General features: G+C 61.0%; 15 protein-coding genes. 10 read left to right on the forward strand and 5 right to left on the reverse strand.

Translation table 11 applies throughout. From position 1 onward, the window contains the following. Positions 1-54: 54 nt before the first annotated feature. The 5 genes from K290_RS0116875 to K290_RS0116895 all read left to right on the forward strand — a co-directional run bounded on the left by K290_RS0116875 (position 55) and on the right by K290_RS0116895 (position 5,349). Positions 55-816 carry a sugar phosphate isomerase/epimerase family protein gene (locus tag K290_RS0116875; protein WP_028753022.1) on the forward strand — a complete coding sequence of 254 codons (762 nt, stop codon included), beginning with the start codon at positions 55-57 and terminating at the stop codon, positions 814-816. Positions 817-826: 10 nt separating this feature from the next. Next, positions 827-1,960 (forward strand): Gfo/Idh/MocA family protein, encoded by a 1,134-nt coding sequence (locus K290_RS0116880; RefSeq protein ID WP_028753023.1) that lies wholly within the window; start codon positions 827-829, stop codon positions 1,958-1,960. 69 nt (positions 1,961-2,029) lie between these two features. After that, positions 2,030-3,061 (forward strand): L-glyceraldehyde 3-phosphate reductase, encoded by a 1,032-nt coding sequence (mgrA, locus tag K290_RS0116885; protein ID WP_028753024.1) that lies wholly within the window; start codon positions 2,030-2,032, stop codon positions 3,059-3,061. 119 nt (positions 3,062-3,180) lie between these two features. Beyond that, the gene (locus K290_RS0116890) at positions 3,181-4,791 is read left to right on the forward strand and encodes a glycoside hydrolase family 43 protein (RefSeq protein ID WP_028753025.1); all 1,611 of its coding nucleotides are present in this window, start codon (positions 3,181-3,183) and stop codon (positions 4,789-4,791) included. 228 nt (positions 4,792-5,019) lie between these two features. Then, on the forward strand, positions 5,020-5,349 hold the full coding sequence (locus K290_RS0116895) for an RcnB family protein (RefSeq protein ID WP_028753026.1): 330 nt from the start codon (positions 5,020-5,022) through the stop codon (positions 5,347-5,349). Positions 5,350-5,485: 136 nt separating this feature from the next. Here the strand turns inward: K290_RS0116895 and K290_RS0116900 are convergent, their stop codons facing one another. Next, complete coding sequence (locus tag K290_RS0116900; protein WP_028753027.1) at positions 5,486-12,721, reverse strand: apolipoprotein A-IV repeat region-like domain-containing protein; 7,236 nt, start codon at positions 12,719-12,721, stop codon at positions 5,486-5,488. A gap of 491 nt (positions 12,722-13,212) precedes the next feature. Here K290_RS0116900 and K290_RS0116905 point away from each other — a divergent pair, with 491 nt between their 5' ends. Continuing rightward, the gene (locus K290_RS0116905; protein WP_028753028.1) at positions 13,213-13,581 is read left to right on the forward strand and encodes an Hpt domain-containing protein; all 369 of its coding nucleotides are present in this window, start codon (positions 13,213-13,215) and stop codon (positions 13,579-13,581) included. A gap of 149 nt (positions 13,582-13,730) precedes the next feature. Continuing rightward, complete coding sequence (locus K290_RS0116910; RefSeq protein ID WP_028753029.1) at positions 13,731-14,051, forward strand: 2Fe-2S iron-sulfur cluster-binding protein; 321 nt, start codon at positions 13,731-13,733, stop codon at positions 14,049-14,051. Between the two features lie 429 nt (positions 14,052-14,480). Here the strand turns inward: K290_RS0116910 and K290_RS0116915 are convergent, their stop codons facing one another. After that, positions 14,481-15,101 (reverse strand): DUF922 domain-containing Zn-dependent protease, encoded by a 621-nt coding sequence (locus tag K290_RS0116915; RefSeq protein ID WP_028753030.1) that lies wholly within the window; start codon positions 15,099-15,101, stop codon positions 14,481-14,483. 103 nt (positions 15,102-15,204) lie between these two features. Between K290_RS0116915 and folP the strand changes: the two genes are divergently transcribed. From folP to folK, 3 genes are read left to right on the forward strand one after another with little or no spacing between them, the layout of a single operon-like run. Continuing rightward, on the forward strand, positions 15,205-16,068 hold the full coding sequence (gene folP, locus K290_RS0116920; RefSeq protein WP_028753031.1) for a dihydropteroate synthase: 864 nt from the start codon (positions 15,205-15,207) through the stop codon (positions 16,066-16,068). A 5-nt stretch (positions 16,069-16,073) separates the two neighbouring features. Then, positions 16,074-16,436 (forward strand): dihydroneopterin aldolase, encoded by a 363-nt coding sequence (folB, locus tag K290_RS0116925; RefSeq protein WP_037135633.1) that lies wholly within the window; start codon positions 16,074-16,076, stop codon positions 16,434-16,436. Continuing rightward, positions 16,429-16,947: a 2-amino-4-hydroxy-6-hydroxymethyldihydropteridine diphosphokinase gene (gene folK / locus K290_RS0116930; RefSeq protein ID WP_028753033.1), complete on the forward strand. Its 519-nt coding sequence runs from the start codon at positions 16,429-16,431 to the stop codon at positions 16,945-16,947. Before folB ends, folK begins: the two co-directional genes overlap by 8 nt. Positions 16,948-17,035: 88 nt before the next feature. Here folK and K290_RS0116935 read toward each other — a convergent pair whose 3' ends face one another. The 3 genes from K290_RS0116935 to K290_RS0116945 form a co-directional block, all read right to left on the reverse strand. Then, positions 17,036-17,590 carry a hypothetical protein gene (locus K290_RS0116935; RefSeq protein ID WP_028753034.1) on the reverse strand — a complete coding sequence of 185 codons (555 nt, stop codon included), beginning with the start codon at positions 17,588-17,590 and terminating at the stop codon, positions 17,036-17,038. A 112-nt stretch (positions 17,591-17,702) separates the two neighbouring features. Beyond that, the gene (locus tag K290_RS0116940; RefSeq protein WP_028753035.1) at positions 17,703-18,794 is read right to left on the reverse strand and encodes a YcjF family protein; all 1,092 of its coding nucleotides are present in this window, start codon (positions 18,792-18,794) and stop codon (positions 17,703-17,705) included. Beyond that, positions 18,791-20,266: a YcjX family GTP-binding protein gene (locus tag K290_RS0116945; RefSeq protein WP_028753036.1), complete on the reverse strand. Its 1,476-nt coding sequence runs from the start codon at positions 20,264-20,266 to the stop codon at positions 18,791-18,793. Before K290_RS0116945 ends, K290_RS0116940 begins: the two co-directional genes overlap by 4 nt. Positions 20,267-20,391 lie beyond the last annotated feature (125 nt).

Genomic DNA, 20,391 nt, shown 5'->3' on the forward strand with positions numbered 1-20,391 from the left:
TTACGGGCCGTGGGCCCAAAATAGACGGCCGCGAGGCCATTGGAGGAAATATCGATGACGAAACTTGGATTCCAGCTTTATAGCGCCCGCAATTTTCAGCCCTATTCGGATATCTTCGTAAAGCTCGGCAGGGCCGGTTATGCGGAAGTCGAAGGTTTTGGCGGCATCTATTCCGATCTGGACGAAGCTGGTTTGAAGAACCTGCGTGCCGAGCTCGACAAGAACGGCCTGACCATGGCGAGCGGCCATTTCAGCCCGGATTTCCTCGATGGACAGGTGCAGAAGTCGCTGACGATCGCCAAGATTCTCGGCATGGATTCGATCTATGCGCCGCACCTGGCCGCCGACCAGCGCCCAAAGGATGCTGCCGGATGGCTCGCTTTCGGCAAACGCCTGCACGAAATGAGCAAGCCCTACAAAGATGCCGGTTTCGAGTTCGGTTGGCATAATCACGACTTCGAATTCGTCAAGCAGGCTGACGGCTCGCTGCCGATCGAACAAATCTTCGAAGGCGCTCCGGATATCTCCTGGGAAGCCGATATTGCCTGGGTCGTTCGCGGCGGCGCCGATCCCTTCGCATGGATCGAAAAGCTCGGCTCGCGCATTTCCTCCGTCCACGTGAAAGACATCGCTCCGGCTGGCGAAAACAAGGATGAAGACGGCTGGGCCGATCTCGGTCACGGCACGGTTCCGTGGCCGAAGTTGATCAAGGCACTCGCCGGCACCAAGGCAAAGCACTATGTGCTCGAGCACGACAATCCGAGCGATATCGATCGCTTGATTACCCGTTCCATCGCATCTTTCAAGACCTACTGAGGCATCTCACATGACTAAGGAACTTGGCGTCGGCATCATCGGATGCGGCAATATCTCCACCACCTATTTCAAGCTTTCTCCGCTCTTCAAGGGCCTGAAAGTGCTCGCCTGCGCTGATATCAACATGGATGCGGCGCGCCTGCGGGCCGAGGAATATAAGGTCAAGGCACAGACGATCGACGAACTGCTCGCCAATGACGAGCTTGACGTCATTGTCAACCTGACCATCCCGGATGCGCATTTCCCGGTTTCCAAGCGTATCCTTGAGGCCGGAAAGCACGTCTATTCCGAAAAGCCTCTGGTGCTGACGCTGGAGCAGGGCGAAGAATTGCGCCGCATCGCCAAGGAGAAGGGGCTTGCCGTCGGCTGCGCTCCCGACACCTTCCTCGGCGGCGCCCATCAGCTCGCTCGCAAGTTCGTCGACGACGGAGGCATCGGCCGCATCACATCGGGCGCTTGCTATGTCATGAGCCCGGGCATGGAAATGTGGCATCCGAACCCGGACTTCTTCTTCCTGCCGGGCGGCGGGCCCATCCTCGATCTCGGCCCCTATTACGTCGCGAACCTCATCAACCTGATCGGCCCGGTCAAGCGTGTCGGCGCCATGACGTCGATGGCGTCGGAAACCCGCACGATTACCAGCGAACCGCGCAGCGGCGAGGTCATCCCGGTGAAGACACCGACGACGATCCAGGCGCTGCTGGAATTTGTCAGCGGGGCAACGGTGACATTGACGGCAAGCTGGGATGTCTGGTCGCACCGCCATGCCAATATGGAACTCTACGGCACCGAAGGTTCGCTCTACGTGCCCGATCCTAACTTCTTCGGCGGCACGGTCGAGGCCAGCGGCCGCGGCAAGGACATTAAGCCGCTCGACGAATGGGCACATCCTTTCGGCATTATCAATCAGGAGAGCCCGAACGGCGCGCGCGCCAATTACCGCACGGCAGGTCTTGCCGACATGGCGGCGGCACTGATCGAGGGCCGAGATGCTCGCTGCTCGCTCGATCGCACGCTGCACGGTGTCGATGTCATGACCTCGATCCTGAAATCAGGTGCTGAGAACCGCTTCATCGATTTGACCACGACCTGCACGCAGCCGGCTGCGCTCGGCATCGAAGAGGCGCAGGCGCTCTTGAAGTGAGCGCAGGAAAAGCTAGTTTGCGCGCGGGTAAGTAGCCCGCGCGCTTTTCATCTCAGAGGAATTGAAACTATGGCCTGGCAACCGGCATCCGATCGCTATGCGAACATGAAATACAGCAGAACCGGCCGCTCCGGTCTGAAGCTGCCGGCGGTTTCGCTGGGGCTCTGGCACAATTTCGGCGGCGATACCCCGCATGATCGCAAGGTCGACATGTGCCGCACCGCTTTCGATCTCGGCATCACCCATTTCGACCTCGCCAATAATTACGGTCCGCCGCCCGGCAGCGCGGAAACCGCCTTCGGCGAAATCCTGCGCACCGATTTCGCCGGCCTGCGCGACGAGCTGATCATTTCCTCCAAGGCAGGTTATGACATGTGGCCGGGTCCCTATGGCGAATGGGGCAGCCGCAAATATCTGATCGCCTCCTGTGACCAGAGCCTGAAGCGCATGGGCCTCGACTATGTCGACATCTTCTATTCGCACCGCTTCGATCCAGATACGCCGCTGGAAGAGACCTGCGCTGCGCTCGACCATATCGTTCGTTCGGGCAGGGCGCTTTATGTCGGCATCTCCTCCTACAATTCGCAGCGCACCCGCGAAGCCGCAGCCATTTTGAAGGGTCTCGGCACGCCCTGTCTGATCCACCAGCCGAGCTATTCCATGCTCAACCGCTGGGTCGAGGATGACGGTCTCATCGATACGCTGGAAGACCTCGGCATCGGCTCGATCGTCTTCTCGCCGCTCGCGCAGGGCATGTTGACGACAAAATATCTGAGCGGCATTCCCGAGGACAGCCGCGCTGCCCAGAACCATTTCCTGAAACGCGACTTCATTCGACCGTCGATAACAGACAATATCCGCAAGCTCAACGAGATCGCGGAGAAGCGCGGCCAGACGCTGGCACAAATGGCGATCGCCTGGGTTCTGCGGGGTGGCCGCGTCACCTCTGCGCTGATCGGCGCCAGCCGCTCGTCGCAGATCGTCGATTGCGTCAAGGCACTCGACAATCTCGAATTTACCGCAGAAGAGCTCAAAGAAATCGATGTCTACGCCCGTGAGGCTGACATCAATCTCTGGGCCAAATCGGCCGAGCGCGAATAAGCATTCAAAACGCCCGGAACTGGTTTCGGGCGTTTTGCTTTCGTCGTCGCATTGCCGGCATCGCATCCATCGTCGTGCGAACGGCGCATATCGGCATATTCTCTGGAGGAGATGGTCTCATGATCCGCAACCCGATTTTGCCGGGCTTCAACCCCGATCCATCCATCTGCGGCGTCGGCGAGGACTACTACATCGCCACTTCGACCTTCGAATGGTATCCGGGTGTGCAGATCCATCATTCGCGCGATCTGGTGAATTGGACGCTGATGCGCCGGCCGCTGGAACGGGCTTCGCAGCTCGACATGCGCGGCGAGCCGGATAGCTGCGGCATCTGGGCGCCATGCCTCTCCTATGCCGACGGTCTGTTCTGGCTGGTCTATACCGATGTCAAACGCTACGACGGCAATTTCAAGGACGCGCATAACTACATCGTGACCTCGCCGACGATCGAAGGCGAGTGGTCCGAGCCGTCCCACGTCAACTCATCGGGCTTCGACCCCTCGCTCTTCCACGATGACGACGGCCGCAAATGGTTCGTCAACATGCAGTGGAATCATCGCACCGAGAGCTATGGCGGCTCGCCGAAGACGCCGGCCTTCGACGGTATTCTGCTGCAGGAGTGGGATGCGGCGACGAAATCGCTGAAGGGACCGATCAAGAACATCTTTGCCGGCACCGAGCTCGGTCTGGTCGAGGGACCGCATCTCTTCAAGCGGAATGGCTGGTACTATCTGACGACGGCGGAAGGCGGCACCGGCTATGACCACGCCGTCACCATGGCGCGCTCGCGCAATATCGATGGCCCTTACGAGCTGCATCCGAACAAACATCTCATCACTTCGAAAGATCATCCTGAAGCGGTGCTGCAGCGGGCAGGGCATGGCCAATATATCGAAACGCCGGATGGACAGTTTTACCACACGCATCTCTCCGGCCGGCCGCTGCCACCACATCGCCGCTGCACGCTGGGGCGCGAGACCAGCCTGCAGAAATGCGTCTGGAAGGAAGACGGCTGGCTCTATCTCGAAAATGGCACGGTCGTTCCGGATGTCGAGGTCCAGGGCCTACGCCACGCTCTGCCGATCGAGAAGCCGCGCCGCAGCGGCTACAATTTCGATGGCGACAAGCTGCCGATGGATTTCCAGTGGCTGCGCACGCCGCAGCCGGAACGCATCTTCAGCCTGACGGAACGGCCCGGTCACCTGCGCCTATTTGCGCGAGAAAGTATCGGCTCCTGGTTCGAGCAGGCGCTCGTCGCCCGACGGCAGGAGCATCATAGTTTTCGTGCCGAAACGGTGATCGAGTTTCAGCCCGACACCTATCAGCAGGTCGCTGGGCTGACGCACTACTACAACAGGTTCAAACTACACGCGATTGCCGTTACCTTGCATGAGAAGCTCGGACGCTGCGTGACAATCATGACCTGCGCCGGCGATTATCCGAATGGTCGGCTGAGTTTTCCGATCGCAGGCGGCGTCTCCGTTCCGAATGGGCGTATCCAGCTTGCCATGGAGATCCACGACAACGACCTGCAGTTCTTCTGGCAGGCCGAGGGCATGGGAGCATGGCTGGCTATCGGCCCGGTCCTCGACGCCGGCGTCATCTCCGACGAGGGCGGCCGCGGCGAACATGGTTCCTTCACGGGCGCTTTCGTTGGCATGTTCGCCTTCGATACGTCGGGCCGGGCAACGACGGCTGATTTCGACTGGTTCAATTACGACGAACTCTGATTGTTTCGATTTATCGATCGCTCATCCGCCCGCCTTTGTTCGCAAGGGCGGGCGAGATTGTTTTTGGGCTGCCAGTTGTCACTAAACTTACGCATTTGTTCGATTAACAAATGCTCGCAAACACATAATTTCTATTACAAATTCGTAACATTCTCTTCAGATTCGCTTCACCCCTTGCGGGATAAATCTGGCCGCAGATAATAAGAAAATAAATTGAGGAAACATTCGATGAAAAAGCTCTTCTCCGTCCTGTTCGCCGCTTCGGTTCTGGCAACTCCGCTGGCGATGGCGTCTGAAGCCAGTGCAGCGCCGGCGAACAAGCCGGCTGTCATCGTTGAGAAAAATGTCGTTAAGAAGAAAATCGTCGTTCGCAAGGGCGGCTGGGTGAAGGGTCGTCGGCTATCCGCTTCCGATCGCAGCCGCGCGGCCAGCGTCGACTATCGCCGCCATCGTCTGTCGGCTCCGCCCCGCGGCTACCACTGGGTTCGCATCCACAACAGCTTCCTGCTGGTCGGTATCACCAGCGGCTTGATCTCCAAGGTGCAGATCGCGCACTGAGTTCCGCCGGCGCTGCCAATGAAAAAGCGGTCCGGTAGGCCCCTCTTTTATGTGGCGGATTTTCCCGTATTTCGGCTTGAATCAATAATCCCCGGGACCAAGACCGGGGATTATTGATTGCGCATTGTCGAAGCTATCAGCTCAAACGTCCCGCCGCATGGGCCAGCATGGTGTAGACCTTGCCGGTATCGGAAGTCAGGTAGGACTGCGTGACGCTGCGGTCACGGTCGGTACGGGCGACGTCCGCGAGCAGCTTTTCGAAATCGGCGATATAGCGATCGACAGCGGTGCGGAATTCCGGCTCGCGGTCGTATTTGCGCTTGATCTCGTCGAAGGTCTGCTGGCCCTTCAGCGTGTAGAGGCGACGGGTGAAGACATCCCGCTCGCCCCGCTGATAACGCCGCCACAGATCGACCGATGCATCGTGGTCGATGGCGCGGGCGATATCGACTGACAGCGAGTTCAGCGATTCGACCACATGCCGCGGATTGCGTGCGACTGGCGCTGCTTCCGTCTGCGGACGTGGCGCAGTCTGGCGAGCCGGCGGCAGGTCGGCAAGGTCGTCGCGCGATGCGCCGCGCAGGAGATCGCTGATCCAGCCGCCGCCCGCGGGCGTTTCCTGGCGGACGGGAGCCGGTGTTTCGGCCGGGCGTGGCTGTGGCGCGACTGGGCGCTCGGTGATGGTGCCGCGAAGGCCCAAAGTCTCGATCGGGGGCTGCTGCGGCTGCGGCGCCGGTTGTTGCGGCACTGGCTGTTGCGGTACGGGTTGCTGTGCTACCGGCTGAACGGATGGCTGCGGTGCCGGCTGCTGGGGCCGGGGAGCAGCCGCAGCAGGGGCGGGCGTTGCCGGGGCAGGTGCTGCCGGACGGGCACGCGGAGCCGGCTGTGCATCGGCCAACGCACGGGCTGCAGGTTCGGAGATTTCCAACTGCTGCGTCGAGCGGCCGACGATCTGCGAAATGTCCTGCAGCGCCTTGATCTGCTCGGCAACGGCGCGGCGCATGGCGGCCGCACTTTCCTTGGCCTCTTCCGGCAGGTCGAAGGCACCGCGCTTCAGTTCGCTGCGGGTCAGATCGAGTTCCCTGCGGATATCGCCTGCCGAGCGGCGGATTTCGTCGGTGGCGCCCGAAAAGCGCCCGACGGCATCGTCGACGGCGACGCGCAGCGTCTCGCGCAATTGCTGGGCTGCGCCATCGGACGTCTTGCTGGCTTCCGTCAGCATATGCTCGATGTCGGCGATCGAAGCGGAGAGGCCACCGCGGAGACGGTTCGTCAGTTCGCCCGAGCGACGCTCGGCGTTGGCGAAGGTACCGTCGATCGTCTGGTTGGCTTCTTCGCCAGCCTTCTGAAGCGCACTGCGCATGCTTTCCGCCGCCTGTTCGGCGCGGGTTTCCGCCTCGGAGAGCACACGGCCGATATCGGCGAAGGAGGACTGAACGCCCTGACGCAGATTGCCGGTCACCTGGTTGGAGCGCTGTTCGGCGCGGTCGAAGGCGCTTTCCACCATGCTGCCGAGGGCGCGCATGGTATTTTCGATCTCTTCCGAGCGCTGCACGAGGCCAATGGACAGGTTTTGCAGCGCCGTTTCGCGCTCTTCCAGTGTCGAAACGAGGTTCGATTGCGCGGCACCCAGAAGCTGAGAGGCCTGGGACAGAACCTTGGAATGTTCGTCGAAGCGGCCGATGATGCCGCCGACCTGCGACAGCGTCTTGCCGGAAACATCCGAAAGCTTGTCGACCTTGCTTTCGAGAAGCCGTGTCGAGGCGGAAACCATTTCGCCTGCCTTCGATGCGGAGTCGGCGAACCGGGCCGATGTCGCGTTGAGGCGGCCGTCGATGGTGGTAAATTCCTCGGCGGCGCTTGTCAGCATGCCGGCGATCGCGGAATTGTTCTCCGCCAGCCGCTCGATGATGCCGTTGACGCTTGCGAGCAGGTTGTTCTCCAGCGCGCTGACTGCGTTGGCGGCATGTTCGGTACGAGCCGAGATTGCCGCCAGGGTATCATTGGTGCGCGATGCGATCGCGTTGATCAATGCGGCGTTTTCCGCGCGCAGGCGATCGCTGCTTTCCTGAGCGGCGGCCGAGATCAGCGCCGCCGCTTCCTGTCCGGTCGCAGCATAGCGGTCGACGATCGGGCGGGCCTTTTCGTCGATCAGACGCGACAGTTCGCTGGAGCGGCCGGCAAGCATGGAGTTCAGCTCACGGGTGCGCTCGTCCAGCGACGAGCGGATCGAGGTGCCGCGGGCTTCCAGAGCCTTGTCGACATCGGCAAGCGTCGAGTTGATCTCGCGTGCACGATCTTCGAGGCTGGTGCGGATCGCATTGCCGCGTTCGTCGAGCGCCCGCTCGACCTGTGCCATGGTGGAGGTGATCTGCTCGCTGCTGCCGGCGAGCGTGTTGCGGATGGCGGCGCCGCGGGCTTCCAATGACTGCTCTGCGGAAGACAGCGCCTGCGAGATGGCATTGACCTGATTGCTGACGAGGCCCTCGGCCTCCGCGACCTTGTTGACGATGGCGTTGCCGGCTTCCGAGAATGTCTGAGCGACCGCAGCCGCCTGACTTGCCAGACGGTTATGCGTTTCGGAGACGCGCGTGACGATCTCTTCGGAACGCTCGTTCATGGAACGGGTAAAGGCATCGCTGCGATTGCCGAGATCGTCGGCGAATTGCTGGCCGGTGCGGGCGAGCAGGTCTGCCGTGCGGGTCGCCTCGCTGTCCATGCCCTGAGCGGCATCGGCGACGGCGGTGCGCAGCGTCGTGGCGAGATTTGTGGCCTTGCCTTCGATGGTGCGGTTGACCGCTTCGAGGCCGACATTCAGAGCGCGGTCCATGGTCGACAGGCGCTCTTCGATGCGGGCGCTGCCGCTTTCGAGCGCCTGGCTCAGATTGGCTGTGCGGCTATCGATCGCTTCTGCCATGGTCGCGAGACGATTGTCGAGCGCGGCTGCGATGCGGGCCGCTGCGTCGTCGCTGCCGCGGTCGATCTGAGCGATGCCGCTCGAAAGCGTGTCGGACAGCCGGTTACCGGCGGCATCGATCTGGGCGGCAACGCCGCCGACGCCATCATGGATTCGGTTTTCCAGGGCGGACAGGCTGGCTTCGACGCGTGAACCGGTCTCGGCGAAGCGGCTGGTCATGCCGTCGATCGACTGGTTGAGATTGTTCGAGAATATCTCGGCCGAACGCGTGATGTCGCCGGCTGCCTGCTGAATACGGCCGGCAATATCGCCGGCGCCGCCATGCAGCCGCTCTTCGAGCGCTCTTGCACTGGCGTCGATGGTCTGGCGCAGCGAGGCTTCGCGATCTTCCAGCGACATTTCCAGCATGCTGGCGCTGGTGGCGATCGAGGTACCGATCGCAGTCGCCTGTTCGTTCAGCGTGTTGTCGAGCTGCGCATGGGCATCACGCAGCGTCAAGCTGATGGCATTGCTGCGGTCTTCGAGGGTGTTGCGCATCCGCTCATAGGCGGAGGCCAGGTTTTCGTCCATCTGTGACAGGCCGATGCCCAGCGTGTTTTCGAGCTGGCGTGTCGTGGTGTTGAGCGCGTTTTCGATGCGCTCGGCCGAGCCGCCGACGACGGTTTCGAGGCGGTCGCTGCTGCTGCCGAGAAGGCCGGAGAGCGCTTCGGTATGGGTGCTCAGCGAGCGGTCGAGACGATCCTGGTTTTCGGTATAAGCGGCGCGGATGGCATCGGCCTTGTCGCCGAAAGCACCGGCGACGCGGGATTCCGCGCCAGCGACGCTATCGAGAAGGGCGTTGGCGCGAGATTCCAAAGCGCTCTCGAAACGGTTCTGATTTTCGGCAAGCGTGATGGCGAAGGCCATGCTCTTGTCATCAAGCGCATCGGTCAGTGCCGCATGGCCGCTGGTAACGGAATGGGCAATCGCCTCGGCGCTGTTTGCCAGCGTTTCCTCGATGCGAGCCTGATTGTCCGACAATGCGATCGCAAGCGCCAACGTCTTGTCGTCGAGGCTGTTGACGATCTTGTCGTGCGTGCCGGCAACCGTATTGGAGAGAGCGTCCAGTCGGCTGGAAAGCGCGTCTTCGAGGCGCGATTGCGTATCGGATAGCGAAATGGCCAAGGCCATCGCCTTTTCGTCCAGCGTATCCGCAAGAGCGCTATGGCTGCCCGCGAAAGCGTTGGCGATCGCTTCGGCGCGATTGGAAAGCGTTTCCTCCAGGCGCGACTGGCTGCTCGTCAATGCTGCTGCGAGAACCCTGGTTTTGCCATCCAAAGTATCGGCGACACCTTCAGCATGGCCGGACAGGGTATCCTCCAGGCGGGACTGGCTCTCGGAGAGCGCAACAGCAAGCGCCATCGTCTTGTCGTCGAGCGTGTCGGCAAGTTTGCTGTGCGTATCGGCAATGGCGCTGGTGAGACCTTCGACGCGGCCGGAGAGCGTTTCTTCAATACGGGACTGGCTCTCGGAGAGCGCAACGGCAAGCGCCATCGTCTTGTCGTCGAGCGTATCGGCAAGTCTGCTATGGGTATCGGCAATGGCGCTGGTCAGGCCTTCGACACGGCCGGAGAGTGTTTCTTCGATACGGGACTGGCTTTCGGAGAGCGCAACGGCAAGCGCCATCGTCTTGTCATCGAGCGTGTCGGCAAGTCTGCTATGGGTATCGGCAATGGCGCTGGTCAGGCCTTCGACGCGGCCGGAAAGCGTTTCCTCGATACGAGATTGGCTGCTGCTGAGCGCGGCGGCCAGTGCCCGCGTCTTGTCATCCAAGGTGCTTGCCAGCGCGTTGTGCGTATCGGCAATCGCACCGGTGAAGCCTTCGACGCGACCTGACAGCGTGTCTTCCAGGCGCGCCTGGCTGTCGGAGAGAGCAATGGCCAGCGCCATCGTCTTGTCGTCGAGCGTGTCGGTGAGCTTATTGTGGGTCTCCGCCAGCGCACTGGTCAGGCTTTCGGCCCGGCCGGTCAAAGTGTCTTCGATGCGCGACTGGCCGTCCGACAGCGCGATGGCAAGCGCCATGACCTTGTCGTCCAGAGTGTCGGCCAGCTTGCTATGAGTTTCGGCAACGGTGCTGGCAATGGTATCGGCGCGGCTTGCGAGCGTGTTTTCAAGGCGAAGCTGGTTTTCGGCAAGCGAAATGGCCAGCATCGACGTGCGCTCGTCGAGCGCCGCAGTCAGATGCTCATGGCTGCCGGTTACGGCGTTGATGATGCCCTCGGAGCGGTTGGCCAGCGTCTGTTCGAAGCGCGATTGGTTGTCGGAGAGCGCGCCGAAGAGGGCGCTGCTGCGCTCGGCCATAACGGCGTCGATGCGCTCGTGCGCGGAGCCGAGTGCCTGCGTGATTTCGCCGGTGCGGGCCGATAGCGTATTGTTGATCTCGCTGGCGCGGCCGAGGAAAGTATTGGTTAGCTCGCTCGTGCCCTTGTTCAGGGCTGAAGAAATGTCCGATGTGGCCGTCTGCAGGGCCTTGGTGAATTCGCCCGAATGTGAAGCAAGCGTCTCGGTGAGTTCGCTGGAGCGGCCGGCAAAAGCGGATGTCAGTTCCTCTGTGCCGCTCTGCAGGGCGGCGGAGACGTCACGCGTGACACCCTGGACGGCGGACGTGAAGCTGCCGGCATGCGAGGCGAGGGCGGAGTTCAGTTCGCTGGTGCCAGCGGTCAGGGCTGAAGTAATCCCGCTCGTTGCCCCTTCGAGAGCGGAGGCGATTTCGTCTGCCTTGGAGCCGATCGCGCTTTCCAGCACTTCCTGGCTGGTGGCGAGCGTCGTCGCGAGGGCAAAGGACTGGTCGGTCAGCGAAGAGCCGAGGCGCTCGATACTGGAATTCAGGATGCCGTCGATGGCATCCGAGCCGCCGCTCAGCGTTTCGTTGATCCGTGTCAGGCTTTCCGACAATTTGCTGTCCAGCGAGCCGGCGCGCTTGTCGAAGGCGGAGGTGAATTCCGAGACGCGCTCGTCGAAGGCCGTCGAAATCTGCGCCACGGTCGACTGCATGCGTTCTTCGAAGAAGCCAGTGCGCAGATCGATGTCCATAATGGTGTCGTCGGCGGTCGACTGCAGGCTCTGGCGGAAGCTTGCGCCCTTTTCATCGAGAGCGGTGTTGAGCTTGGAGAGCACAGTATCGAGCGTGCCGGTGATCGAGCGTTCGCTGCCGGTCAGGCTTTCGCTGATTTCACGCGTGCGGGCGACCAGCGTCTCGTTCAACTGACGGGCACGCTCGTTGAGCGCGGTATTGAGCTTTTCGGTATTGGCATCGAGCGTGGAGGCGCGAGTTTCGAACTGGCCCAGCAGCTCCTTACCCCGTTCCGCCAGCGTCGACGACAGAGATTCCAGACGCGTGTCGAATTCCTGGCTCAACGCAAAGCCGGACGCATTGAGGTTCTGCAGCAGGCTGTCGGTCTTGGCGGCGAGCAGGGTGCCGAGCGCCTCTACGGCAGAATCGGACTTCTCCATCAGCGTCGCAGCGCGCGTATCGATCATGGAGGCGAAAGCTTCGCCCGAGGTCGACAGGCGCACGGCAATTTCTTCCGTCGCGAGCGACAGGTCTTCCTTGATCTGGTCGTGCACGCCAACGATCGACGAGCGGATGCGTTCGGCATGGTTGACGATGGCGTCGCGCTCGGAGCCGAGCTCATGCACAAGGCCGCGCACGCGCAGCTCGTTGTCGGCGTAGCTGCGCTCCAGCGCATTGACCTCAGTGTGAACCAGCGTCTCGAGCTCGGTGGCGCGGGCGATCGTGCGCTCGATGCCTTCGTTCATGGCCGAGACTTCGCGGCGCACAGCCTGACCCACGGTCATGATGCGCTCGGAAGCGACAGTTTCCGGCTCGGCGAGACGCAGCGCCACTTCCGCCATGGAGCGGGCTGCATTGCGCATATCCTGGGCGCGCGAAATCATCATGCCGAAAGCATAGAAGAGAAGGACGGGAACGATGATGCCGATGATGCAGGCGATGACGCCGGGCAGGGCGGCGAGATCGGCGACCGAGCGGATGTTCAAGAGCTGCTGGCCGTAAAGCAGGAAAGCGAGGCCAATGCCGCCGATGATCCAGAACAGAGAAAAGATCGTCGCATTGCGTACGGCGCGGCTCTGCGAGCCGCCATCGAGGGACTTCAAGATGCTGGCCGGGCTGATGCGGTTGGCGTCGTTGGCCGGAGCGAAGATCGGGCTCTTCGGCACTTCGGTCGGCCGGGCCGCTGCGGCCGCGCTGCGCGCTGCGGCTGCCTTGCGTGCGGCATCATCCTGAGTCTGTCTTGCAGGCGGATTCGATGGCTCAGACACTCTTGTCTCCGGGGTGTCAGGCGTTGAACCGTTGCGAGGCTCCAAGCTCTCGTCACTGAAATCGATCTGCAAAGCTTCGTCCAATGCCTGAAAGGCCTTGTCCTCGATCGACTCGATGTACTTTTTGTTCGCCATACGGTTACGCCTCGTTACAACTCGACCGGGCCTGCCGTGTCTTCTCCGGAAATCCGCCAACGTCCGGAAAAGACGAACCTGCCTCCCGCTAGGTTACCCGCCTCGGCTCACGCCAGAGATGGATTTCCCATTACATTTCATAGTGGATACCCGCTTTTTCAAACGGATGGTATGAAAACATTACCACTATCCACCCCTTGGGCAAAGGCATGCGCCATGAACCCAATTTGCCAGTACCGTAGTGACACATTCCCCCATGCGTGACAATTAATTCCACGGTTGGGCTTGTGTCTGATTAAGTCATTGTTAACACTTTTTGCCTGCGCAACTTGCTGAAAACCTAATAATTTAGCCATGTTTAACGCGCGTTAACCATGTCAGCAGATTTAGGCGCCAACTGTGCCAAAATTTAACTCGATCGCCATCGGCAGGCCGCAAGCATGCGGCAAATCCCAGAGACAGTTATAGATATAAGACGGGAGAGTTGGCACATGGCGGCATTGAATATCGCGTTCGAAGCTCCGGACAATTCGCGGGGCGCAGCGCCATCGCGGGAGCGGGCGATCGACCTGGTACACCTGGCGAAGCAGACGATGGGCGACAAGGCGCTCGAAGTGGAAGTGCTTCAGATGTTTGCCCGGCAGGCGCGGTCCTGCCTGCAGGAAATCGGCAGCGGCGATCGCAAACGCGCCATGGCCGCTTCACATCGGTTGAAAGGGGCGGCAAGTGCTGTCGGCGCGTTCAAGGTGGCCGATGCCGCCAACGCGCTTGAAAGCGATGTCGGCGATGCCGCGCACATGGCCGCGGTCACAGCCTGCGTCATCGAGGCTGAGAACTTCATTCTGAAGTTGTCGCGTTGATCTGTCGCCGCCCGAGACCATTATATTTGCTATTGCGCCGCCAAACGGATTCTGCCGTTTCGGCGGCGCAATTGTTGACTGCCCAGAGGAATTGTTGGAAGAAAAATTCCGGATCCTCCCTTCACTCACGAATACCGGAATTCATTCACATGACCAAACTGACCATCGTCGCTTTCGACGGCACCCGCTTTGATCTCGACGCCGACGAGGGCTCCACCGTGATGGAAAATGCCGTACGCAATTCCGTGCCCGGCGTCGAGGCGGAATGCGGCGGCGCCTGTGCCTGCGCCACCTGTCACGTCTATGTTGATGAGGACTGGGCCGAAAAGGTCGGTGGCCCGGAAGCAATGGAAGAAGACATGCTGGATTTCGCCTTCGATGTCCGCCCGACTTCGCGTCTGTCCTGTCAGATCAAGGTGACGAAGGCACTCGACGGCCTCGTCGTGCATGTTCCGGAGCGCCAAGCCTGAGATCTGCCTCGGGAGAATGCAAGCGCCTTTTGGGACCGGTCGACAAAAAGAAGCCCCGCTCAGCTTGTCGCAGCGAGCGAGGCAAGGCGGGCGCATCACCAACAGGCAAGGGAGGAAACACCTGTGGCTTAAGGACGCGCCAGGAGAACACTGGACGCACGCGTTACATGCTGAACTCGACGGCGCGGCGGGACGAACGATCCCGTCAACGCAGGAACTCTGATCGGTCTTTACGAAAACCCCTCCGGCTTCCGATGACAATCCGTCGGAACGGATCGACGCGATATCCAAGTAGGAAAAACCTATTTCAGATTCTCGTAAAGTTCAAAAATGAGAAGTTGTGAATGATTCACAGGTATAGTGACAGTTTTCACACAGATTGCTGCCGTCAGGACCTAATTTTCGCGAAAAAGGTCTGTTAGAGACCTATCATTCACCGGTTTGCTGGCTGCGATAGGTCATCAGCCTCTGGATGCGGCTCTGAAAATTGATCGCCTCGATTTTGTCGAATCGGGCCTGATCTTCATCATGCAACTGCGTTTCCTGCGTTGTAACGTCGTTCGCCTTGTCCTGAAGCGCGTCGCAATCCTTCGCCGGGGGGAGCGCAAGGATTGATTTCTCCATACGCCGCGCATGTTCTCGCGCAATTTCCGCATGCCGATCCTCATGGCGACGGATATCCGCCGAGAGCGTATCCCAGATCATCGACAGTTGTCGGCTCGCATGCCGGCGGTCGCGCCAGCGTGGCAAAATGATTTCGGTATCCACGGTGATCTTGACGTCGGCGATGTAGCAGCGGCCATTCCGCTCCGAGTACGTTGCGTTGCCGCCGAAGCGAACCTTCGTTGCGCCGGGATGGCGGCTGCTGGAACCCATCGTAACCGGTCCGTGCGCATTCAGCGCCGCATCGAGCGCATCGGCGCTGTTGCCTTTGATGTCGAAATAGGAGACGGATTTGCGGGCGATCACCTCCGCATCGGCGCCGCTGGAAAGGCCGCACAGAAGCAACAGGATAAGCGAGACACGGATCTGTCGGGGTGCAAACGGCATTCGTGCTGCTACCAGGTTGAACTTCGATGGAGCTTGCGGCATAGCCTGAGCAAGCGCAATATCCGACGCGAGGTTTTTTCGTTTTCAATGGGATGGACGGATCGTGACAGAGCTTCGCAGCCATAGCTGGCATCTCGCGCATGGGCGCAGCCTCAATGTCGGCGAACGCAGCGCCATCATGGCGATCGTCAACGTGACGCCGGATTCCTTCTCCGATGGCGGGCATTACGAAGCCGTCGATACGGCGGTGGCACATGCTCTTACCTGCGTGGAGGAGGGGGCTTCCATCATCGATATCGGCGGGGAATCCACCAAGCCCAACGCCGAGGCAGTCAGCGCCACGGAGGAGCAAGGGCGCGTTCTGCCCGTCATCGAAGCGCTGCGCGGCAAGACCGATGCGCTGATCTCCATCGATACCTATCGTGCCGATACCGCGAGACTGGCGATCAGCGCCGGCGCGCATATCGTCAACGATGTCTTCGGGCTGCAGCGCGAGCCGGAAATCGCGGCATTGGCGGCAAAGACGGGCGCGGGGCTTTGCATCATGCATACCGGCCGCGAGCGGACAAAACTTCCCGATGTCGTCGACGACCAGGTGCTGTTTCTCAGCCGATCGCTTGATATCGCGGCAGCAGCCGGGGTGGACAGGCAGAATATCGTTCTCGACCCGGGTTTCGGCTTCGCCAAGGATGTTGAGGAGAATCTGGCGCTGATAGCACGCTTCACGGCGCTGTTGCGCTTCGAATTGCCTTTGCTGGCCGGCACTTCGCGCAAACGGTTCATCGGTGCCGTTACCGGTCGGGAACCGCCCGACCGGGATGTGGGAACCGCAGCAACCAGTGCTATATTGCGTCTGCAGGGTGCGGCGATTTTTCGGGTACACAATGTCGCAATCAACAGGGATGCGCTGGCGATTGCCGATGCTATCCTCCAGACACGGGCGAAATTAGGCGGCAGGACGCCATGAGCGATATGATTTACACCATCACCCTTCAGAACTGCGCTTTCTTCGCTCGCCACGGCGTCCACGACGAAGAAGAATTCCTCGGCCAGCGCTTCTTCGTCGATGCCGAGCTCGATGTCGATGCGGGCGATGCGTTGGAGCACGATTCGATCGACCACACGGTCAACTACGGCATCGCCTTCAGCGTCATCGAAGAGATCGTCACCGGGCGCCGTCGCTACCTGATCGAGGCGCTGGCACTCGATGTCGCGAAGGAATTGTGCCGGCGCTTTCCAAGCGTGCGACGGGCAAAGATCGCGGTGCGCAAACCCAACGCGCCGGTTCCGGGCGTTCTCGATTATGTGCAGGTGAGCGTTGAGCATTTTGCCTGAGATTGCACTGACGCGCGCCACGCTTGGGCTTGGCGGCAACCTCGACAATCCCGTTCGGGCCATGGCGCTTGCCTTGCGCGCGCTCGACGCGCACGCGGACTGCCGCGTCGCTGTGGTTTCCCGCCTTTACCGCACGCCGCCCTGGGGCAAGACGGACCAGTCCTTCTTCTACAATTCCTGTGCGGCGGTCGATACGACGCTCTCGCCGGAGGCGCTACTCGATGTTTGCCTGGGCATAGAGCGTGACATGAAGCGGGTGCGCATCGAACGCTGGGGGCCACGCACGATCGATATCGACATCCTGACTTATGGCGATATGGAGCGGGTCGAACCGCTGTTGACGATCCCGCATCCGCGCATGACCGAACGTGGCTTCGTGCTGATGCCCCTCGCCGATTTTGCGGCCGATCTTTTGGTCAGTGGACGCAAGGTGACGGATTGGCTGGGTGAAGCGGATGTGCAGGGGATAGAGGTGGCGGACGAAAATCGCGATTGGTGGAGAGCGACGTAACGCCCGTCCACATCAGTCACCACGCAAAAATAGACGCCTCCGACCTTAATTTCAGGCGGAGGCGTCATTTACTGTCAGTGCATAAACGTTACTGGATTGACCCGACAGCCATCTGATCGAGATCAGTGGCACGCTGCAGTGTCACACCGATGACGGGCACCATCTGATCATTGACCTTGACGGAAATCGTTACATTCATCGTCTTGTTGTCCGCGACGCGGGCAATCATGGCGCCGTTGAGCTTCTGCCGATTGAGGCCAAGGACCACGGTGCCGTCGTTGACGGTGCCCGATGTGACATCCAGGCCCTTGCCGGCCGCGCCATCCAGGAATTTGCCGGTATAGCTGCCGCCGTTCTGGGTGATTTCCGCGGTCATCGGCTGCTGGAAGACGCCGACGCGGCAGGTTCCGTCGAGTTTGACGCCGGCATTGCTGCCGTTGAGAGGCTGACCCGTCAGGTTACAGGTGAATTTCGTGCCTTTGTACTTGCCGGCAACGATCTCGCCCGGGCCCCGCCATGAGCCGGCAACGGACTGGAAGAAAGCCTTGTCACGGGATGCCGCATCGGCTGAATGCACCCAGGCACCTGCGGAGAGGGCCGCGGCGGCAAGGCCGCAAACAAGAAGAAACTGGCGCGAAAACATGGACATTCCCTAACGAAGAGGAACTGGAAACTGATGTCCACTTTTGCCTTAGAATGGTTAATGCTTGGTTTCTTATGAAGGCGAAAGCCGCATTCGCAGGCGTTTGCCACGCTCAGCGGCCGGTGATGTTCGGCGCCAGATCACCGACGAAATCGCCGATCCCCGGCCGCTTCAACGCCTTAAACGACAGTGGCCGGCAGAGATCCATCGCCGCGATGCCGATGCGTGCCGTCATCATGCCATTGACGACGCCTTCACCGAGCCGAGCCGAGAGTTTCGAGGCCAAACCGTGGCCGATCAACTGCTGCACGATGCTATCGCCGACGGCAATGGAGCCCGTCACCGCAAGGTGAGCGAGCACGTCGCGCATCAGCCTGATCATGCCGAGCGTGCCGGGTCTGCCGCCGTAAAGCTCCGCCATGGCGCGCACCAGCTTAGCCGATTCGTAGAGCACGTAGAGAATGTCCACCAGCGCACGCGGGCTAACCGCCGTGACGACCGAAACTCGTTTGGACGCGCCGAGAATCAGCGTCCGGGCGCGGCGATCGAGCGGACCGAGCAGTTCTCGTTCGGCAAGGTCGATCAATTGCGGCGCGTCGATGATATCGCTTTCGGCCGCTTTCAAGGTTGCGCGGCCCTTCGCCGTTTCCGGATTAGCCTCCAAAAGGGTGCAGAGGCGCTGGACGAGCGCTTTTGCACGCGCGGGTCGCGGCTCCACAATGGCGGCTTCTGCCTCCGCTTTGATTGTCTGCACGGCCGCAAGCCGCAGCATGCCCGCCGTCTCGCGAATGACGATGGCGAGAACTGCGAGGATGCCGATGCCGAGCACCGCAAGGGCGGCATAGCCAAGCCAGTCGGCGCGACTGAAGAGATCGCGAATCAACTGGTCGGTCCACAGACCGAAGGCAAGAGACACGAGAATGCCGAAGGCGCCGGCGGCAACCTTGCCGAAGGAAAAACTGCGGCGGCGCGGCGCTGCTACCAGAGTTTCTGGATCGGGGGCGACGAGAGCGGGGTTGAGGAATGGATCTTCCTCATCCGGCGTCAACACGATTTCGGTATCGAAACTCTGTGGCTTGCGGCGCGGCGGTGCTTCCGCAGCCTTTTCGGCAGCCGCATCGTCTTTCGACATTTCCGGCTCGATCGAAAAGGCGGCGGGACGGCGTGAAAGGCCCGTGGGATCGTCTGCGGTCGGTTTCGTCATGCGAGCCGGTCTCCGAACAGAAACTGCATGGCGCGGTCGAGGCGGATATGCGGCACGGAGAGTTTGATACCAGCACCGGTCTCGTCCAGCTCCGGCGGACGGAAGCGGACGACGCTCACCTCGGGCAGATGGACGTTTGCCGCGCCGGATTCAAGCGCATCGAACAGTCGTTGCGGATTTTCCGGCAGGTCACCAGGGAAGACCGCGGTTTTGCGGTTGCCGTCGAACGTCTCGCCACCGATCGCTTCGCGATCCATCGGGGTGCCGACGATGACGGGAAGCGTATGACCCTCGCGCTTTACCGTCGCTTCGCGCGTGGCGCGGACCGAAGCGATGGCCATGACCTCGATACCGGCCCCGGCCATGCCGATCCGTTCGATGGCGCGTTCCACTAGGCGGCGGGTCAAAGCTTCGAGCCGGTCGTGACTTTCGTGGTGCAGATGATCGGCCTTGGTCGCAGCGACCAGAACGCGGTCGATGCGCCGGCCGAGCAGTGAAGAGAAGAAGGAATTGGCGCCGGGACGGAAGCAGGCAAGCACATCCGTCAGCGCGCGTTCCAGATCCTGAACTGCTTCCGGGCCGCGATTGATTGCCTGCAGCGCATCGATGAGGACGATCTGCCGGTCTAGGCGGGCGAAATGCTCGCGGAAGAAGGGTTTCACCACGACGGACTTATAGGCCTCGTAGCGGCGTTCCATCATCGCCCATAGCGAGCCCTTCTGCGCTTTGCCTTCGGGCGGAGGCACCAGCGGCGCGAAGGTCAATGCCGGCGAACCGTCGAGATCGCCGGGCAACAGGAAACGGCCGGGCGGCAAGGTCGAAAGCGAACGTTCGTCGGATTTGCAGGCTTTGAGGTAGCTGGAGAAAGCGGTGGCGAGTTCGCGGGCGATCGTCTCGTCAGCGGATGCCGAAGCATCGGTCGCTTGCGTCATCGCCAGCCATGCACGCGACAGCTCCGCTCGAATGCCCGTTTTCGCGAGCGTCAGCGTCTCCTCGCTGAAGGCACGAAAATCCTTGCCGAGCAATGGCAGGTCGAGCAGCCATTCGCCGGGATAGTCGACAATGTCGATGGAAAGGCGCCCGGGCGAAAACAGGCGGTTCCAGCCACTGGCACTCTGATAATCCAGCGTGATGCGCAGTTCGGAGATCGCCCGCGTCGAATCTGGCCAGATGCGCTCGTTCACCAATGCGCGGATGTGATCCTCGTATTGAAAGCGCGGCACCGCATCGTCCGGCTGCGGTTCGAGGCGAACGGCAGAGACTCGGCCGGACTGCACCGGCTCGAATAGCGGCAAGCGGCCGCCGTTCAGCAGATTGTGCACCAAAGAGGAAATGAAAACGGTCTTGCCGGAACGGGAAAGGCCGGTCACGCCGAGCCTGATCGTTGGATTGACGAGGCCTGTCGTGCGGTCGACGAGATTATCGAAGGCGATCAGTGCGTCGTCTCTGAAAGAGGTCAGGCTTGGCGGCAAGGCGGGATCCCAAAATGACAGCGTGATCGTCAATATAGGAAGCAATGCGAGGCCGGAAAAGAGACCGGACCTTGCGGGTCGAAGCCGCAAAAGTCGTCGCTCACCTCGATATTCTGCTGGCGACC

Origin of the sequence: Rhizobium leucaenae USDA 9039, from assembly GCF_000426285.1 — a bacterium.
In the GTDB taxonomy this organism is placed as follows: domain Bacteria; phylum Pseudomonadota; class Alphaproteobacteria; order Rhizobiales; family Rhizobiaceae; genus Rhizobium; species Rhizobium leucaenae.

Bases quoted from the DNA above. Each gene is read 5' to 3' on its own strand.
- K290_RS0116880 (WP_028753023.1), top strand. From the start codon at position 827: ATGACTAAGGAACTTGGCGTCGGCATCATCGGATGCGGCAATATCTCC.
- K290_RS0116940 (WP_028753035.1), bottom strand. From the start codon at position 18,794: ATGACGAAACCGACCGCAGACGATCCCACGGGCCTTTCACGCCGTCCC.
- K290_RS0116935 (WP_028753034.1), bottom strand. From the start codon at position 17,590: ATGTTTTCGCGCCAGTTTCTTCTTGTTTGCGGCCTTGCCGCCGCGGCC.
- folB (WP_037135633.1), top strand. From the start codon at position 16,074: ATGATTTACACCATCACCCTTCAGAACTGCGCTTTCTTCGCTCGCCAC.
- K290_RS0116895 (WP_028753026.1), top strand. From the start codon at position 5,020: ATGAAAAAGCTCTTCTCCGTCCTGTTCGCCGCTTCGGTTCTGGCAACT.
- K290_RS0116875 (WP_028753022.1), top strand. From the start codon at position 55: ATGACGAAACTTGGATTCCAGCTTTATAGCGCCCGCAATTTTCAGCCC.
- K290_RS0116890 (WP_028753025.1), top strand. From the start codon at position 3,181: ATGATCCGCAACCCGATTTTGCCGGGCTTCAACCCCGATCCATCCATC.
- K290_RS0116910 (WP_028753029.1), top strand. From the start codon at position 13,731: ATGACCAAACTGACCATCGTCGCTTTCGACGGCACCCGCTTTGATCTC.
- K290_RS0116915 (WP_028753030.1), bottom strand. From the start codon at position 15,101: ATGCCGTTTGCACCCCGACAGATCCGTGTCTCGCTTATCCTGTTGCTT.
- K290_RS0116905 (WP_028753028.1), top strand. From the start codon at position 13,213: ATGGCGGCATTGAATATCGCGTTCGAAGCTCCGGACAATTCGCGGGGC.
- mgrA (WP_028753024.1), top strand. From the start codon at position 2,030: ATGGCCTGGCAACCGGCATCCGATCGCTATGCGAACATGAAATACAGC.
- K290_RS0116900 (WP_028753027.1), bottom strand. From the start codon at position 12,721: ATGGCGAACAAAAAGTACATCGAGTCGATCGAGGACAAGGCCTTTCAG.